We start from the raw sequence: 15,823 nt of genomic DNA on the forward strand, positions 1-15,823 counted from the left end.
CGTTAACGTCCGGCGGCGATGGCCCGGTCGACCAGCCAGCTCAGCGACGGGCCGCGGTCGATGACCACGTCCACCGGCTGGCCGGCCAGGCTGGCGGGCAGGGTCTGTTCGGGCTTGATCTGCACGCGGATGTCGGCGGACAGGCCGCCATCGTGCAGGCTGCTGCTGACGATCTCGCCGCGGCGCGGCTGGTCTTCGCCGGCCACCTTGAAGCTCACCGGGGTGCCCGGGCGCGCCTGTTCCAGGTGGCGGTAGGGGAAGCTGGCGCTGACGGTGGCGATGCCGTCCTGCGGCACCAGTTCGAAGATCACGTCGCCCTTGCTGGCGAACTGGCCGTCGGCCACCAGCTGGCGGGCGATCTTGCAGTTGCACGGGCTGGTCAGGGTGCCCTGCATCTCGCGGCTGAACAGTGCCTCGATCTGGCTCGGCTCGAGCTGCTCCTCGCCCAGATGGCCCTTGAGCATCTCCAGCATGCTGGTGGTGAAGGTGGCGATCGGTGCGCCTTTCTCGACGATGCCGTCGGGCTGCACCAGGCTCTGCACGCTGCCTTCGCGCGGCATGGTCACCTGCAGGGCGGGCAGGCTGATCTGCGCCGACTGCGCGTGGGTGACGAAGTACAGGCCGTAGATCGACTTGCCGATGTAGCCGAAGGCGGCCAGGCCGACGAGGAAGATCGCGGCGCTGAACGACACCGCGCGCAGCCGGCCGAACCAGCCCATGCCGGCCCCGGCGCCGGCCTTGCGCGCCTTGGTGAAATTCTCGCGCTGGAGGATGTGCAGCACCTCGCCGACGTTGACCAGCTCGCCGGCCAGGTGGGCGCTGATCAGGTGGCGCAGGGCGGCGGTTTCGCGGGTGCCGAGGTTGTGGAACTGGCAGCCGACGCGGCCCTGTTCGGGTTGCACCGAGCAGACCTGGAAATCCATGTCCAGGCCCAGCACCAGGCTGTCGAGCTGGAACTGCAGCTGGCCGCGATGGAAATCGCCGACCTTGTGCGCGGTGCGTTCGCTGGCGAAGCTGAAGCCGCCGGCGGAGACATCCAGCAGGCGCACGTCGATGCGTTCGCGCTGGGCATTGCTGTAGCGCAGGCGTCCGGGCAGCTTGACCCGGGCGTGCTGGCGCTGGGCCTCGGACTCATGGACGACGTTGAGGTTGGCGACTGAGTTCATGGTGGCTAGTTCCTATTCGAGTTCGGTCATACCAGCGCCAACAGCGCGGCGATGAATACACAGGAGGCAGAGAAGGTCATGGCGCGCGACGACCAGCTGTTGAACCAGTTGGCGAAGCTGGACAGGCCGCGGTTGAGCTTGGTGTTCTGGCGCGTCCAGGACTGCTGGTCGAGGCGGAAGAACACGTAGATCTTCACCAGGGCGCCGACGATCTGGTTGTAATAGAGCAGCACCGGGTAGGCCGGGCCGACGCGGTGGCCGGAGAGCATCAGCAGCACTGTCAGAACCAGGCGCGTGCTGCCAATCCACAGCAGGTAGATCAACAGGTACATCAGGCTGTACTTGATGCTGGCGATGATCGCCACGCACAGGCCGAGCAGGCAGGTCCACATCGACACGCGCTGGTCCAGCAGCACCAGACTGGTGAAGGCGCCGAGGCGATTCAGGCCCAGGCGCAGGGCGCGCGAGTTCTGCCGCAGGTTGTTGCCGTACCAGCGGAACATCAGCTTGCGGCTGGCCTTGATGAAGCTCTTCTCCGGCGGATGCTCGACCGTGTTGATCGCCGCATCCGGCACGTAGAAGGTGTCGTAGCCCAGGCGCATCAGGCTGTACCAGCTGGACTTGTCGTCGCCGGTGAGGAACTGGAAGCGGCCCAGACGCCAGTGCTCGAGGTGATCGCTCTCCACGTCGCGGATGAACTCGGGGTCGGTCACCACGCTGGCGCGGAACACCGACATGCGCCCGGTCATGGTCAGCACGCGCTTGGAGAGGGCCATCGAGCACATGTTGAGGTGGCGCTGGGCGAAGCGCAGCTTGTGCCACTCGCTCATCAGGTAGCTGCCGCGCACCTCGCAGAACTCGTTGGTGGTCAGCCCGCCGACGTTGGGGAACAGCTTGAACCAGGGCACGCTCTTGCTCACCACGCCCGGCTCGAGCACGGTGTCGCCGTCGATCACCGCCACCACCGCATCGCGATCCGGCTGCTGCCGGGAGATGGCGCGGAAACCGTGGGCCAGGCCGTCGCGCTTGCCGGTGCCGGGAATGCGCACGATGTTCAGCTTGACGTGCGCCGGCGGCTGGGCCTGGGCCCAGAGCGTCTTGATCAGCAGCTCGTCGGACAGCTCGACGATCGAACACACCAGGGTGCTCGGGTAGCCGCAGTCGATCGCCTCGCGGATCACCGAGCGATAGACCATGGCGGTGGTCAGCGCCTCGATGCGAAAGCTGGTGACCAGCAGAAAGACATGAGAGGGGTCGGCATCCTTGCCGAGTCTTTGCACCTTGCGGCGATACCAGGGGTATACCAGGTAGAGGAACAGGCAGCCGCGCACGAAATGCACGGCGCCCATGGAATAACGCCAGATGCCGACGATGCCGATCAGCAGGAGGAAGTCCCGCGATTCGGGGTCGAACACCGTACGTGGCAGGGCCAGTGCCAGCAGCATCAGCGCGCTGAGGTACAGCAGCCAGCCGCTGGCGTGGTTGAGGCCGTTCTTGAGCTTGTCCATATGCGTCTCTCGGTACCCGCGCGCAGGGCACGCGGGCACGCTTGGCCTTACCAGCAGATGCCTTCGGCCACGCCATTGCTGGCGTGCGGCATGAAGCCGACCAGGTCGATCACCCGCTTGCCGCTGGGTGCCTGCGCGGCCAGCTTGGCGAAACGCTCGTCGCCGTTGCCGAGGACGATGATGTCGGCCTTGGCGATCACCGCGTCGAGGTCGCTGCCCAGCAGCGAGGACACGTGCGGGATCTTCGACTCGATGTAGTCCCGGTTGGCGCCGTGGACGCGGGCGTATTCGACGTTGCGGTCGTAGATACCCAGGTCATAGCCCTTGCCGATCAGCATCTCGGCCAGTTCCACCAGCGGGCTCTCGCGCAGGTCGTCGGTGCCGGCCTTGAAGCTCAGGCCGAGCAGGGCGACCTTGCGGGTGTCGTGGCTGGCGATGATGTCGAAGGCCTTCTGCACCTGGGCGGCGTTGCTGCGCATCAGCGAGCCGATCAGCGGTGCCTCGACGTCCAGGCTGCCGGCGCGGTAGTTCAGCGCGCGCACGTCCTTGGGCAGGCAGGAGCCGCCGAAGGCGAAGCCGGGCTTCATGTAGTACTTGGACAGGTTGAGCTTGTGGTCCTGGCAGATCACGTCCATCACCTCGCGGCCGTCGACGCCGACCGCCTTGGCGATGTTGCCGATCTCGTTGGCGAAGGTGACCTTGGCCGCGTGCCAGACGTTGCAGGTGTACTTGATCATCTCGGCGACTTCGATGTCCTTGCGGATGATCGGCGCGTCCAGCTCGCCGTAGATGCTGGCCAGCAGGTCGCCGGAGGCCTTGTCCAGTTCGCCGATCACGGTCATCGGCGGGAAGTCGTAGTCCTTGATCGCGGTGCTCTCGCGGAGGAACTCGGGGTTGACCGCCAGGCCGAAGTCGACCCCGGCCTTCTTCCCGGAGCAATCCTCGAGGATCGGCAGCACCACGTTCTTCGCGGTACCCGGCAGCACCGTACTGCGCACCACCACGGTATGACGGCCGGGCTTGTCGCGCAGGGCGTAGCCGATCTCGCGGCACACGCCTTCGATGTAGTTCAGTTCCAGGTCGCCGTTCTTCTTGCTCGGCGTGCCGACGCAGATGAACGACACGTCGCTCTCCAGCACGGCGGCGGCGACGTCGGTGGTGCCGCGCAGGCGACCCTGGCGCAGGCCCTGTTGCAGCAGTTCCTCCAGGCCCGGTTCGACGATGGGCGATTTGCCGTTGTTGATCAGCTCGATCTTGTACGCGGAGATATCCACGCCAATCACCTCGTGGCCGCGGGCCGACAAACAACCGGCGCACACGGCGCCCACATAACCCAAACCGAAAATACTGATTCGCATGGTATTCACCTCGTCCGTTCGATGCGTTTTCAAATACTGGCCAAATGGCCAAAACTGTTCTGCGAACTTGCTGTTTGTGCGTCAGCAAGTTCCTTCAGGCATAAGTAGGGTAGGGCGCCGGAAGTGGCGCCAAATGTGGGCCTTTATATAAAGTGGTGGCCCTTGGGTATTGTCTGTGCGGCCCGAATGGAGGCCTCTGTTTCGGTACTCTTGCGCGGGTGTCTATCTCCCTCTGGTGGCCCGTCTACTTTCTTCCGGGCGAAACCGCCCAGCGAAGGTTGATTCGCATGGTGGCAGTTTAAAATGGCAAGAAAGTTATGTATTGAAATGTGTTACGGGCTGTATGAGTGCATGACTTTGGCGATAGTTCCTACCGTTCGTCCTGTTCCTGAACGCAAGCTGAACGATTAATTGATCGCAAGTTAATGGCAACTTGCAAATTGCACGATGGCACTTTGCAGTTTAATTGGCGTGCAATTAGCGGGTAACTAAGGACGGGCAATGGTTCGCGCTAAAACAGGCCAGCGTCGAAATTGCCAAGGCGTGCGGGTTTGGTTGGCGGGAACCAAGGTTCGTGGGGGCGCCAGGGCTTCGATGGCCAGCGCTGCGCCTGGCCTGGACGGCCAGTCGCTGCGGCGGCAGAGGAGGCGGCCGGGCAGGGCGCCGGGCCGCGAGGCGAGGATCAGTCCTGCGGCTGGTCGCGCAGGAACACCAGGTTGTCTTCCTTGGAATGCTCGGCCGAGTAGCGGTAGCCCTGGTAGTCGAAGTCCTTGAGGCCCTCGGGGTTGGTCAGGCGCTCCTTGATCACGTAGCGCGCCATCAGGCCGCGGGCCTTCTTGGCGTAGAAGCTGATGATCTTGTACTGGCCGTTCTTCAGGTCCTTGAACTCGGTGTCGATGATCCGCGCCTTCAGCGCCTTGCGCTTGACCGCGCCGAAGTACTCGGTGGACGCCAGGTTGAGCAGCACCTCGTCGCCCTGGGCGGCCAGCGCCTCGTTCAGCCAGCCGCTGATGCGCTCGCCCCAGAAGGCATAGAGATCCTTGCCGCGGCCGTTGACCAGCTTGGTGCCCATCTCCAGGCGATAGGGCTGCATCAGGTCCAGCGGGCGCAGCACGCCATACAGGCCGGAGAGCATGCGCAGGTGGGCCTGGGCGAAGTCGAAATCGTCCTCGGAGAAGTCCTCGGCATGCAGCCCGGTGTAGACGTCGCCCTTGAATGCCAGCAGCGCCTGCTTGGCGTTGGACGGGTTGAACGGCCGCTGCCAGCTGCCGAAGCGCGCGGCGTTGAGGCCGGCGAGCTTGTCCGAGAGGTGCATCAGTTCGGCGATCTGCGCCGGGCTGAAGTCGCGCAGCTGCTCGATCAGTTCCTGGGCGTGGTCGAGGTGTTCGGGTTGGGTGAAGCGCGGCGTGGCCGGCCGGGTCTCGTAGTCGAGGGTCTTGGCCGGTGAAATCACCATCAGCATGGACATCTGCTCCTGAAAGTCTGGCGGCGATTCTAGAAGCTGGGGCCGGGCAAGACCACCTATAGGGACGATTGAGTCAGGACAGCGACCGCAGCGCCCAGCCCGGAGGCAATCCGGGGCCTGGTGTGCAGGAGCGGGCGCCAGGCGCCGGCTTGACCCCGGGGCCGCCCCGGGGTTGTAGTGTGGCGGCGAACCTCGCACAGGGAGTCGTCATGACGAGCTGCAACCATTCGCGCTGGGAGCCTTCCCACGACTATCGCCCGCTGGAGTCCACGGCCGAGCGCCAGGCCTGGCGGGTCACCGCGCTGACCGGCGCGACCATGCTGGTGGAGATCGCCGCCGGCTACGCCTTCAACTCCATGGCCCTGCTCGCCGACGGCTGGCACATGGCCTCGCATATGCTCGCCATTGGTCTCACCGCGCTGGCCTACCTGCTGGCGCGGCGCTATGCCAACGACCGGCGCTTCGCCTTCGGCACCTGGAAGGTGGAGGTGCTGGCCGGCTTCGCCAGCGCCGTGCTGCTGCTGGTGGTGATTGCCCTGCTCGCCGTCGAGTCGTTGTGGCGTCTGTGGCGGCCGCAGCCGATCGCCTTCGACATGGCCCTGGCGGTGGCGGCGCTCGGCCTGCTGGTCAACCTGGCGTCGGCCTGGATGCTGCGCGACCAGCACGAGCATGGCCACGGCCATGCTGGGCACGATCACGATCACGATCACGATCACGCGCCGGCCAGCGGGCGCGATCTCAACCGCCACGCCGCCTTCCTCCATGTGCTGGCCGATGCCCTGACCTCGGTGGCGGCGATCCTCGCCCTGCTCGGCGGCTGGTGGCTGGGCTGGAACTGGCTCGACCCGCTGATGGGCGTGGTCGGCGCGCTGATCATCGCGGTGTGGGCCAAGGGCCTGCTGCTGGAGACCGCCAAGGTGCTGCTCGACCGCGAGATGGACAGCCCCCTGGTGGAGCGTGTGCGCACCGCGTTGGAGCAGGAGCACGACACCGAACTGGCCGACCTGCACCTGTGGCGCGTCGGTCGCGCCCAGTACGCCTGCATCGTCAGCGTGGTGACCCATGGCGAAACCACGGCCGATCGCTACAAGGCCCGTCTGGCGGGCTTTGCCGAGCTGGTGCACGTCACGGTGGAGGTCAATCGCTGCGCCGAGGTCGGCCACGGCTGAGGACGAAAAACGGCGGGTGGGACTTCGGACTGTAACGGCGTCGCCAGAGCCCGCCAAGCGCTATTTGTCGCGGCGACAAATAAACCTGCGAAACCATAAAAAAACGTTTTTCTGTCACCTGAATTGGAGTAATTAAACAGCAAGACCGCCGAAACCTGCAGACAGGTGGCGGCCACTGGCCCTCACCTTGCTTGCACCTTCTCAGCCCCGGCACTGAGGAGTCGGCGGCCTCTCCGCGGCGCAGCACCGCCTTGGTATTGCGTCGCTTGGCTACTACAAGAAGGTGACCGAGTATGGATGACCACGGACGCTCCAAGCCCACCGCTCCAACCCTCTACGCCCTCGACACCAACGTCCTGATCCACGATCCGAACGCCTTGCTGAACTTCGAAGAGCACCACGTCGCCATCCCGATGACGGTGCTGGAGGAGCTCGACAAGCTGAAATCCGGCAAGCACGGCGTCGCCGCCGAATGCCGCCAGGCCATCCGCCTCATCGATCAGATCCTCGGTGTCGCCAGCCCGGACGACGTGGAGCACGGCGTACCCATCCAGCGCGGCAAGAGCGGCCCCTGCGGGCGTCTGTCGATTCTCATGAGCAAGCGCGCGGCGCCCATCACCTGGCTGCCGGAAGACCTCAACGACAACAAGATCATCAACCAGCTGGTGGAGCTGAAATCGCGTAATCCGGGGTTGTCCGTGGTGCTGGTGACCAAGGACATCAACATGCGCCTGAAGGCGCGCGCCTGTGGTATCGATGCCGAGGACTACCACACCGACCAGCTGGTGGACGACGTCTCCCTGCTGTCCAAGGGCTACCACGACATGACCGGCTCTTTCTGGGACCGCGTCAGCAAGGTGGAGACCCGTCAGGACCACGGCCGCACCTGGCACCGGGTGCAGCTCACCGACAACCTGCCGGCGGTGCACATCAACGAGTTCATCCTCGACGAGCAGGGCTTCGTCGGTTGGATCAAGGCGATCAAGGGCGACGAGCTGGTGATCCTCGACATGCACCAGGAGCCGCTGCTGCACCAGGAAGCCTGGGGCCTCAAGCCGCGCGACGTGTACCAGTCGCTGGCGCTGTTCGCCCTGCTCGACCCGGACATCCACCTGGTCAACCTGTCCGGCGCCGCCGGTTCCGGCAAGACCATCCTGGCGCTGGCCGCGGCCATCGAGCAGACCATGGTCAGCAAGCGCTACCGGCGCATCATCGCCACCCGCAGCGTGCAGGGGCTGGATCAGGAGATCGGCTTTTTGCCCGGCACCGAGGCGGAGAAGATGGAGCCCTGGCTCGGCGCCATCACCGACAACCTCGAAGCCCTGCACATGGACGACGAGAGCACCCACGGCAGCGTCGACTACATCCTGCAGAAGGTGCCGCTGCAATTTAAGTCGCTCAACTACATCCGCGGGCGCAGCTTCCAGCAGAGCCTGATCCTCATCGACGAATGCCAGAACCTCACCCCGCACCAGATGAAGACCATCATCACCCGCGCCGGCAACGGCTCCAAGGTGGTGTGCCTGGGCAACCTGGCGCAGATCGACACCCCCTACCTGTCGGCGCCCAGCTCGGGCCTGACCTACCTCACCGAACGCTTCAAGGACTTCCCCCACGGGGTGCACATCACCCTGCAAGGGGTGCCGCGCTCGATCCTCGCCGAATACGCGGAAACCCATATGTAGCGCTCGGGCTGTTGAGCGCTCGCGCCCCTGTTCGCAAGAGCAGGGGCGTTATTATTTGCGCGCCCTCTAGGAGCGGCCTCAGCCGCGATGGTCGCGGATAAATCCGCCGCTACAGAAGCAGGGTGGAGTCCCGGCATATGACGCGGCATCGCTTTTTTATGCCTGCCAAATCCTGACCCAGGGGTTTACAATCGGCCGATCCCCGCCTGGAGCTTTCCCGTGCTGACTCACCTCGATTCCCAAGGCCGCGCGCATATGGTCGACGTCACCGATAAGGCGACTACCTTTCGAGAGGCCACCGCCGAAGCGCGCGTACGCATGCTGCCCGCTACCCTGCAGATGATCGTCGCCGGCGAGCACCCCAAGGGCGACGTGTTCGCCGTGGCGCGTATCGCCGGCATCCAGGCGGCGAAGAAAACTTCCGACCTGATCCCCCTGTGCCACCCGCTGATGCTCACCGGGGTCAAGGTCGAGCTGAGCGCAGAGGGCGAGGATGCCGTGCGCATCACCGCGCGCTGCAAGCTGTCCGGCCAGACCGGGGTGGAGATGGAGGCGCTGACCGCCGCCAGCGTCGCCGCGCTGACCATCTACGACATGTGCAAGGCGGTGGACCGCGGCATGGTCATCGAGAACGTGCGCCTGCTGGAAAAACTCGGCGGCAAGAGCGGCCACTACAAGGCGGAGGAGCCAGCATGATCCGCGTGCAGTATTTCGCCCGTTACCGCGAAGCCCTGGGCCGCGACGAGGAGCAACTCAGCGGCGATTTCGCCAGCCTCGACGAACTGCGCCTGCACCTGCTGGCCCGTGGCGGCGAGTGGGAGGTGCTCGGCGAGCAGAACCTGATGTGCGCGCGCAACCAGGAACTGTGCGGCCTCGACGAGCCGCTGGAGGAGGGCGACGAAGTGGCCTTCTTCCCCACCGTTACCGGTGGCTGATACCCCTGTAGGAGCGGTCGGGCGGCGTTCCGCGTAGGGTGGGCTTCAGCCCACCAATCGGCTCACCAAGAGCCCGCCGACCGACCCTGACCTCAGCCCTCATCAAACGAGACACGCCCGCATGACCATCCGCGTCCAAGCCCAACCCTTCGACCCCGGCAGCGAACTCAACGCCCTGCACGCCGCCAACCTCGGCATCGGCGCGGTGGTGAGCTTCGTCGGCTACGTGCGCGACTTCAACGAAGGGCGCGACGTCGGCGGCATGTTCCTCGAGCACTTCCCCGGCATGACCGAGAAGGCCCTGGCCAAGATCGCCGATGAAGCGCACGCGCGCTGGCCGCTGCTGGGCATCGAGATCATCCACCGCATCGGTCGCCTGGAGCCGGGCGAGCCCATCGTCTTCGTCGGCACCAGCAGCGCCCACCGCCAGGCCGCGTTCGACGCCTGCAACTTCGTCATGGATTATCTGAAGACCCGCGCGCCGTTCTGGAAGAAGGAAGACACCAGCGAAGGCCCGCGCTGGGTCGAAGGCCGCTGCAGCGACCAGAGCGCCGCCGAGCGCTGGAAACAGTAGGGTGCGCCCGATCTACGCCAATGCCAGATGCACCCGTAGCGCAATCGGCACCAGCATCAGCAACACCCCCAGGCCGAGCACGCGCACGCCCCATTCGTGTTCACGGAAGTTGAAGCCGACCCCCAGCAGCACGAAGCCGCCGATCAGCAGCACCAGCATCAGGTGAAAGTGATCCATCGCTCTTCTCCGCTTCGCTGTCCTGCTTTCAGCCTAGTCGCTGTGCCGGTCTGCGGCGCTGACCTGTGGCAATGAATGCCTGACCCGATTGGCGACAAGCCGCGGCCCGATCGGTCGCTGCCGCTGTCGGCGGCTTGCTGCATACTTCGCCGCAGTCATCGTCAAGGATCGTCCATGCGCCTGTTTCCCACCCTGCTGCTCGCCGGCCTGCTGAGCGCCGCGCCGCTGGCGGCCGCCGAACGCAGCTTCACCATCCTGCACAGCAACGACTGGCAATCACGCCTGCTCGGCTTCGGCCCCGACAACGAATACAGCCCGGCCACGCTGAACGACGACGACACGGTCGGCGGGGTCGCGCGCCTGGCCACCCTGCTGCGCGAGCGCCGCGCGGCGGCCGAGGGCGAGGCGGTGCTGCTGCTCGACGGCGGCGACTTCACCATGGGCACGCTGTTTCACACCGTCGCCCGCGAGATGGGCAGCGAGCTGCGCCTGATGAGCGAGCTGGGCTACGACGCCGCGGTGCTCGGCAACCACGAATTCGACTTCCGCCCCGCCGGCCTCGCCGCGATGATCGGTGCCGCGCACAGGGCCAAGGGCGAGGCGCTGCCGGCGCTGCTGTCGAGCAATATCCGCTTCGACCCCGCGCGCAAGGAGGACGACAGCCTGCAGGCGCACTTCGAGGCCGGGCGCATCCTGCCGTACCAGCTGATCGAGCGCGGCGGCATCCGCTTCGGCCTGTTCGGCCTGCTCGGCAACAACGCCGTGGCGGTCAGCCCGATGATCAAGCCGGTGACCTTCGCCGACCCTGTAGAGACCGCCAAGATCATGGTCGCCAAGCTGCGCGAGGAGGGCGCCGAGGTGGTCATCCTGCTCTCGCACATGGGCGTCACCCAGCAGGCCGACGGCAGCTGGCGCGGCGAGGAAGTGGAGCTGGTCGAGCAGGTGCCGGGCATCGACATAGTGGTCGGCGGCCATTCGCACGTGGCGCTGCCGCAGCCGGTGCTGGTCAATGGGCGCACCCCGGTGATGCAGGCCGGCTCGGAAATCCAGTACCTCGGCGAGCTGCGCATGAGCCTCGGCGCCGACGGTGTGCCGCGCCTGCGTGACTACCGCCTGCACCCGCTCGACGACCGCATCGCCGGCGATGCGGCGATCACCGCCCAGGTCGAGGACTTCAAGCAAGTGGTCAGCGAGCGTATGCTGGCGCCCAAGGGCTATCGCTTCGACCAGCCGCTGGCCAAGGTCGACCAGCGCCTCGGCCGCGACTTCACCGATACCACCCTGGCCAACCTGGTCACCGACGCCCTGCGCCACGCCGCCGGCGCCGACCTGGCCTTCACCGGCAACGGCACCATCCGCGACGACCTGATCAAGGGCCGCCACGGCGTGCAGAGCGTCTCCGACCTGTTCCGCATCGCCCCGCTGGGCATCGGCCAATTCGACGACGAACCCGGCTACCCGCTGATCAAGGTCCACGTCAGCGCGCGCGAGATCAAGACCATGCTGGAGGTGCTGCTGCTCGCCTACCAGCTGCGCGACAGCCGCAGCTACTACCCGCGGGTGTCCGGCGTGCGCTTCAGCTACAACCCCTGGCGCGTGCCGTTCGACCGCGTCAGCCGCATCGAGATCGGCGACCCGGTCAACGGTTACCGCGAGCTGGATCTGAACGACCCGCGCCTCTACAGCATCGGCGCCACCAGCTACGTCGGCAGCTTCACCTGGTTGGTGCCGGACCTGACCAAGGGCCTGCTCGACGTGGTGCCCAAGGACGCCGCCGGCCGTCCGCTGCCGCGCATCGAAGACGCCATCATCGACCAGGACCCGGACACCCCCGGCGTGCAGGAACTCAAGGAATGGCAGGCGTTACTCGACCATATCCGCAACCTGCCGGACCTGGACGGCGACGGCCTGGCCGACATCCCCACCAGCGGCGCGGCGGCCGAGCAGCGCATGCTGCGCCAGCCCAGCCTGCATCCGGCCGAACTGCTGCGCCTGGCCGGCCCGCTGCAATGGGGCGCCAGCGCGGTGATCCTGGCCGGCCTGCTGCTGATCCTCTGGCTGCTGACCCGACCGCTGCGCCGCCCCAGAAGCGTCGAGCCAGCGGCGGCGCCGGGCGCGTCGCCGGATTGATGCGCCGCCCTCAGGGGGCGCCGCGTGCACCAAGGCTCGACGCTTCGCCCGCAGGGTGCGCCGTGCGCACCGAGGCTCGACACCCCCGGCGCCTGCCCCGCAACCTTGCCAAGCCCCCACTGCCTCCGTATGGTGCAAGGCCGCCCGATCCGGAAGCGACGCCATGCTGGCTCAGCACAACCCATGCCCTGGCCGCGCCTCGCGGGCCGTAAATTTCGCCGACTGCCCGCTGCGCCACGCCCAATGAATTCGCTCAACCCTTCCCGTCCGCTGGCCCTGTTCGGCCTGCTGCTGGCCGTGCTCTGCTGGTCCGGCAACGCCCTGGTGGCGCGCGCCTTCGCCGGCGAGATCCCGCCCTTCGCCCTGTCGTTCTGGCGCTGGAGCCTGGCCCTGGCGCTGCTCTTGCCCTTCGTCGCGCTGCCGCTGTGGCGCCACCGCCAGCAACTCAAGGCCGCCGGCTGGCGCCTGCTGCTGGTCGCCGGCCTCGGCATCGCCGGCTACAACTCGCTGCTGTACAGCGCGGCGCAGACCACCGCGGCTATCAACATCACCCTGGTCAACACCTGCCTGCCGCTGATGACCTTTATCGGCGCGGGCCTGCTGCTCGGCGAATGGCCGGCGCGGCGCGCCTGGTGGGGCATGGCCCTGGCCGGCATCGGCCTGCTGGTGCTGATCGCCCAGGGCCAGTGGAGCCGCCTGGCCAGCCTGTCGTTCAACCGCGGCGACCTGATCATGCTGCTCGCCGTGGCCGACTGGGCGCTGTACTCGCTGCTGCTGCGGCGCTGGTCCGGCTACCTGCACGCCATCCCGCCGCTGGCGCTGCTCGGCGTGCTGATCCTGCTCGGCGTGCCGCTGATCCTGCCGTTCTACCTGTACGAACTGAGCCAGGGCGCGCACTTCGCCAGCACCCCGAGCAACCTCGCCGCCATCGCCTACACCGCGGTGTTCGCCTCGCTGCTGGCCTACCTGGCCTGGAACCACGGGGTCAAGGTCATCGGCGCGGCCAAGGCGGCGCTGTCCAACTACCTGATGCCGGTCTTCACCGCGCTGCTCGGCTGGCTGCTGCTGGGCGAAGGCCTGCAGCCCTACCACTGGGCCGGCGCCACGCTGATCTTCGCCGGCCTGCTGCTGGCCACCCGCCCGGGCAAGGCCTGAGCGAACCGCTGCGCGGCGCAGGAGCCGGCTTGCCGGCGTGCGCCGCTGGTCTCCCCGCCGCACCGCACGCACGATATTTACCCGGCTCATCTGTCTAACCGCCTTGGGGGATAACCGCAGAGGAGACCCCGCCATGTTCAGACCGATGCTCCCCCTGTTCGCCCTCGCCGTGCTGATCGCCCTCAGCGGCTCTTCCTGTCACGACGTCCAGCCACGCGGCGATGGCGGCGACATGTCGCAACAGAAGCAGGAAAAACCGCGCAGCCCCACGGGCGGTGGTGGGGGCTATTGAGCGCTTGCGAGAGGGATCGCACCTGAGCCCGGTTCGCCAGCCGGGCGTTCGCCGCCGGCTGGCGCAAGCCTGCTCCCGGCCGCCGCATGCAGCCCGGCTAACCGCTTGATAAAGCGTAAATTTATCTAGGATACAGGGTTGACAGTCGCCACCGAGACGCGGAAAATGCGCGCCACGTTGGCTACATAGCTCAGTCGGTTAGAGCGCAGCATTCATAATGCTGATGTCCCAGGTTCAAGTCCCGGTGTAGCCACCATTAATTTCAAGGGGTTAGCGCAAGCTAACCCCTTTTTGTTTGTGCGCGAAAAGTGACTACGGCCCAGTTTGAGCTAGTGGAAGTATTGGCACCGGTGGGGCGGGGGGGGGAGGGCAAGGGCATCGCCAGCAAGCTGGCTCCTACAGGTAGGGCGTATGTCTTGGGGCTGCCGAATCGCGGGCAAAGAAAACCCCGCCGAAGCGGGGTTTCTTTATGCGCTGACGAGGGTCAGACGTTGAAGCGGAAGTGCATCACGTCGCCGTCCTTGACGATGTAGTCCTTGCCTTCCAGGCGCCATTTGCCGGCTTCCTTGGCGCCGGCTTCGCCCTTGTAGGCGATGAAGTCGTCGTAGGCGACCACTTCGGCGCGGATAAAGCCTTTCTCGAAGTCGGTGTGGATCACGGCGGCGGCCTGCGGGGCGGTGGCGCCGACGCGCACGGTCCAGGCGCGTACTTCCTTCACCCCGGCGGTGAAGTAGGTCTGCAGGTTGAGCAGCGAGTAACCGGCGCGGATCACGCGGTTCAGGCCCGGCTCTTCCATGCCCATGGTTTCGAGGAACATCTGCATCTCTTCCAGATCGTCCAGTTCGGCGATCTCGGCCTCGATCTTGTTGCACACCGGCACGACGATGGCGCCTTCTTCCTTGGCGATGGCGTTGACCACGTCGAGGTGCGGGTTGTTCTCGAAGCCGTCTTCGGCGACGTTGGCGATGTACATCACCGGCTTGGTGGTGAGCAGGTGGAAGGTCTTGGCCAGGCGCTTCTCCTCGTCGCCCAGGTCCTTCAGCAGGCTGCGCGCGGGCTTGCCTTCGGTGAAGTGGGGGATGAGTTTTTCCAGCAGGGCCTTCTGCGCCACGGCTTCCTTGTCGCCGCCCTTGGCGGTGCGGGCGACGCGTTGCAGCTGCTTCTCGCAGCTGTCGAGGTCGGCCATGATCAGTTCCAGGTCGATGATCTCGATGTCGCGCTTGGGGTCGACGCTGTTGGCGACGTGGATGACGTTCTCGTCTTCGAAGCAGCGCACCACGTGGGCGATGGCGTCGGTCTCGCGGATATTGGCGAGGAACTTGTTGCCCAGGCCTTCACCTTTCGACGCGCCCGCTACCAGGCCGGCGATGTCGACGAATTCCATGGTGGTGGGGATGACCTTCTCCGGCTTGACGATCTCGGCCAGGGCGTCCAGGCGGCTATCGGGCATGGGTACGATGCCGCTGTTCGGCTCGATGGTGCAGAAGGGGAAGTTTTCCGCGGCGATGCCGGATTTGGTGAGGGCGTTGAACAGGGTGGACTTGCCGACGTTGGGCAGGCCGACGATGCCGCAGTTGAATCCCATGATGTGTCCCTCGAGGGAAAGGTGGTTACTTGGTGGCCTTCTGGCTGTGCAGCTTCTGCATCGCGCGGGTCCAGTCGCCTGCGAGGATGTCGGGCAGCACGCCGAGGGCGAAGTCGATGCTTTGGTCGAGCAGTTCCTGTTCGCTGCGTGGGGCGCGTCCGAGCACGTAGCCGGAAACCAGGCTGGCGTGCCCCGGGTGGCCGATGCCGAGCCGCAGGCGATGGAAGCTATTCTGGTTGCCGAGCTGGGCGATGATGTCGCGCAGGCCGTTGTGCCCGCCGTGGCCGCCGCCCTGTTTGAGCTTGGCGATGCCGGGTGGCATGTCGAGTTCGTCGTGGGCCACCAGGATCTCTTCGGGTTTGATCTTGAAGAAATTGGCCAGGGCCGCCACGGACTGGCCGCTGCGGTTCATGTAGGTGGTGGGGATGAGCAGACGAACTTCGCGTCCCTGGTGGTTGAACTTGCCCACCAGGCCGAAATACTTGCGATCGACGCTGAGGTTGACGCGCTGGCTGTCCGCCACGCGCTCAACGAAAAGGGCCCCTGCATTGTGCCGGGTCTGGTCGTATTCGGGGCCGGGGTTACCCAGGCCAACGATCAGTTGTACGGCAGTCATACAGGAGC

At 65.9% G+C, this 15,823-nt stretch carries 15 protein-coding genes and 1 tRNA gene; 9 read left to right on the top strand and 7 right to left on the bottom strand.

The genetic code is table 11. The features are described 5' to 3' along the window. Nucleotides 1-2 precede the first annotated feature (2 nt). The 4 genes from EA796_RS08400 to yaaA form a co-directional block, all read right to left on the bottom strand. Nucleotides 3-1,166 carry an alginate biosynthesis protein Alg44 gene (locus EA796_RS08400; protein WP_122108279.1) on the bottom strand — a complete coding sequence of 388 codons (1,164 nt, stop codon included), beginning with the start codon at nt 1,164-1,166 and terminating at the stop codon, nt 3-5. Between the two features lie 26 nt (nt 1,167-1,192). Beyond that, the gene (locus EA796_RS08405; protein ID WP_122108280.1) at nt 1,193-2,674 is read right to left on the bottom strand and encodes a glycosyltransferase family 2 protein; all 1,482 of its coding nucleotides are present in this window, start codon (nt 2,672-2,674) and stop codon (nt 1,193-1,195) included. A gap of 47 nt (nt 2,675-2,721) precedes the next feature. Then, on the bottom strand, nt 2,722-4,032 hold the full coding sequence (gene algD, locus EA796_RS08410) for a GDP-mannose 6-dehydrogenase (RefSeq protein WP_122108281.1): 1,311 nt from the start codon (nt 4,030-4,032) through the stop codon (nt 2,722-2,724). Nucleotides 4,033-4,714: 682 nt separating this feature from the next. Next, a complete protein-coding gene (gene yaaA / locus EA796_RS08415) occupies nt 4,715-5,494 on the bottom strand; it encodes a peroxide stress protein YaaA (protein WP_021441935.1) in 780 nt (259 codons plus the stop codon). A gap of 212 nt (nt 5,495-5,706) precedes the next feature. On the opposite strand from yaaA, the gene dmeF reads away from it, so the two are divergent. The 5 genes from dmeF (at nt 5,707) to moaE (ending at nt 9,860) form a co-directional block, all read left to right on the top strand. Beyond that, entirely contained in the window at nt 5,707-6,666 is a 960-nt protein-coding gene (dmeF, locus tag EA796_RS08420; protein WP_122108282.1) for a CDF family Co(II)/Ni(II) efflux transporter DmeF, read from the top strand. 293 nt (nt 6,667-6,959) lie between these two features. After that, complete coding sequence (locus tag EA796_RS08425) at nt 6,960-8,351, top strand: PhoH family protein (protein WP_021441937.1); 1,392 nt, start codon at nt 6,960-6,962, stop codon at nt 8,349-8,351. Nucleotides 8,352-8,570: 219 nt separating this feature from the next. Further along, entirely contained in the window at nt 8,571-9,047 is a 477-nt protein-coding gene (gene moaC / locus EA796_RS08430; protein ID WP_122108283.1) for a cyclic pyranopterin monophosphate synthase MoaC, read from the top strand. After that, nucleotides 9,044-9,286: a MoaD/ThiS family protein gene (locus EA796_RS08435; RefSeq protein WP_122108284.1), complete on the top strand. Its 243-nt coding sequence runs from the start codon at nt 9,044-9,046 to the stop codon at nt 9,284-9,286. The genes moaC and EA796_RS08435 overlap by 4 nt, the downstream gene beginning before the upstream one ends. 121 nt (nt 9,287-9,407) lie before the next feature. Beyond that, the gene (gene moaE, locus EA796_RS08440; RefSeq protein WP_122108285.1) at nt 9,408-9,860 is read left to right on the top strand and encodes a molybdopterin synthase catalytic subunit MoaE; all 453 of its coding nucleotides are present in this window, start codon (nt 9,408-9,410) and stop codon (nt 9,858-9,860) included. Between the two features lie 12 nt (nt 9,861-9,872). Here moaE and EA796_RS23290 read toward each other — a convergent pair whose 3' ends face one another. Further along, nucleotides 9,873-10,037, bottom strand: a complete 165-nt coding sequence (locus EA796_RS23290; protein ID WP_021441941.1) for a hypothetical protein — start codon at nt 10,035-10,037, stop codon at nt 9,873-9,875. A 174-nt stretch (nt 10,038-10,211) separates the two neighbouring features. Between EA796_RS23290 and EA796_RS08445 the strand changes: the two genes are divergently transcribed. From EA796_RS08445 to EA796_RS08455, 4 genes are all read left to right on the top strand, one after another. Next, nucleotides 10,212-12,167 carry a bifunctional UDP-sugar hydrolase/5'-nucleotidase gene (locus EA796_RS08445; RefSeq protein ID WP_122108286.1) on the top strand — a complete coding sequence of 652 codons (1,956 nt, stop codon included), beginning with the start codon at nt 10,212-10,214 and terminating at the stop codon, nt 12,165-12,167. A 243-nt stretch (nt 12,168-12,410) separates the two neighbouring features. Next, nucleotides 12,411-13,322: a DMT family transporter gene (locus EA796_RS08450; protein WP_122108287.1), complete on the top strand. Its 912-nt coding sequence runs from the start codon at nt 12,411-12,413 to the stop codon at nt 13,320-13,322. A gap of 133 nt (nt 13,323-13,455) precedes the next feature. After that, nucleotides 13,456-13,614 carry a hypothetical protein gene (locus EA796_RS23205; RefSeq protein ID WP_158603094.1) on the top strand — a complete coding sequence of 53 codons (159 nt, stop codon included), beginning with the start codon at nt 13,456-13,458 and terminating at the stop codon, nt 13,612-13,614. A 179-nt stretch (nt 13,615-13,793) separates the two neighbouring features. Beyond that, nucleotides 13,794-13,870: transfer RNA gene (locus tag EA796_RS08455), tRNA-Met, on the top strand. A 228-nt stretch (nt 13,871-14,098) separates the two neighbouring features. Here EA796_RS08455 and ychF read toward each other — a convergent pair. Both ychF and pth read right to left on the bottom strand, forming a co-directional pair. Continuing rightward, nucleotides 14,099-15,199 (bottom strand): redox-regulated ATPase YchF, encoded by a 1,101-nt coding sequence (ychF, locus tag EA796_RS08460; RefSeq protein ID WP_122108288.1) that lies wholly within the window; start codon nt 15,197-15,199, stop codon nt 14,099-14,101. Nucleotides 15,200-15,224: 25 nt separating this feature from the next. Further along, complete coding sequence (pth, locus tag EA796_RS08465) at nt 15,225-15,815, bottom strand: aminoacyl-tRNA hydrolase (RefSeq protein WP_122108289.1); 591 nt, start codon at nt 15,813-15,815, stop codon at nt 15,225-15,227. Between the last annotated feature and the right edge of the window lie 8 nt (nt 15,816-15,823).

Origin of the sequence: Pseudomonas sp. AOB-7, assembly GCF_003696305.1 — a bacterium.
Taxonomy (GTDB): domain Bacteria; phylum Pseudomonadota; class Gammaproteobacteria; order Pseudomonadales; family Pseudomonadaceae; genus Aquipseudomonas.

What these genes read in the sequence shown, in the direction of transcription:
- EA796_RS08400 (WP_122108279.1), bottom strand. Translation starts at nt 1,166, where the DNA reads ATGAACTCAGTCGCCAACCTCAACGTCGTCCATGAGTCCGAGGCCCAG.
- EA796_RS08405 (WP_122108280.1), bottom strand. Translation starts at nt 2,674, where the DNA reads ATGGACAAGCTCAAGAACGGCCTCAACCACGCCAGCGGCTGGCTGCTG.
- algD (WP_122108281.1), bottom strand. Translation starts at nt 4,032, where the DNA reads ATGCGAATCAGTATTTTCGGTTTGGGTTATGTGGGCGCCGTGTGCGCC.
- yaaA (WP_021441935.1), bottom strand. Translation starts at nt 5,494, where the DNA reads ATGCTGATGGTGATTTCACCGGCCAAGACCCTCGACTACGAGACCCGG.
- dmeF (WP_122108282.1), top strand. Translation starts at nt 5,707, where the DNA reads ATGACGAGCTGCAACCATTCGCGCTGGGAGCCTTCCCACGACTATCGC.
- EA796_RS08425 (WP_021441937.1), top strand. Translation starts at nt 6,960, where the DNA reads ATGGATGACCACGGACGCTCCAAGCCCACCGCTCCAACCCTCTACGCC.
- EA796_RS08435 (WP_122108284.1), top strand. Translation starts at nt 9,044, where the DNA reads ATGATCCGCGTGCAGTATTTCGCCCGTTACCGCGAAGCCCTGGGCCGC.
- moaE (WP_122108285.1), top strand. Translation starts at nt 9,408, where the DNA reads ATGACCATCCGCGTCCAAGCCCAACCCTTCGACCCCGGCAGCGAACTC.
- EA796_RS23290 (WP_021441941.1), bottom strand. Translation starts at nt 10,037, where the DNA reads ATGGATCACTTTCACCTGATGCTGGTGCTGCTGATCGGCGGCTTCGTG.
- EA796_RS08445 (WP_122108286.1), top strand. Translation starts at nt 10,212, where the DNA reads ATGCGCCTGTTTCCCACCCTGCTGCTCGCCGGCCTGCTGAGCGCCGCG.
- EA796_RS08450 (WP_122108287.1), top strand. Translation starts at nt 12,411, where the DNA reads ATGAATTCGCTCAACCCTTCCCGTCCGCTGGCCCTGTTCGGCCTGCTG.
- EA796_RS23205 (WP_158603094.1), top strand. Translation starts at nt 13,456, where the DNA reads ATGTTCAGACCGATGCTCCCCCTGTTCGCCCTCGCCGTGCTGATCGCC.
- ychF (WP_122108288.1), bottom strand. Translation starts at nt 15,199, where the DNA reads ATGGGATTCAACTGCGGCATCGTCGGCCTGCCCAACGTCGGCAAGTCC.
- pth (WP_122108289.1), bottom strand. Translation starts at nt 15,815, where the DNA reads ATGACTGCCGTACAACTGATCGTTGGCCTGGGTAACCCCGGCCCCGAA.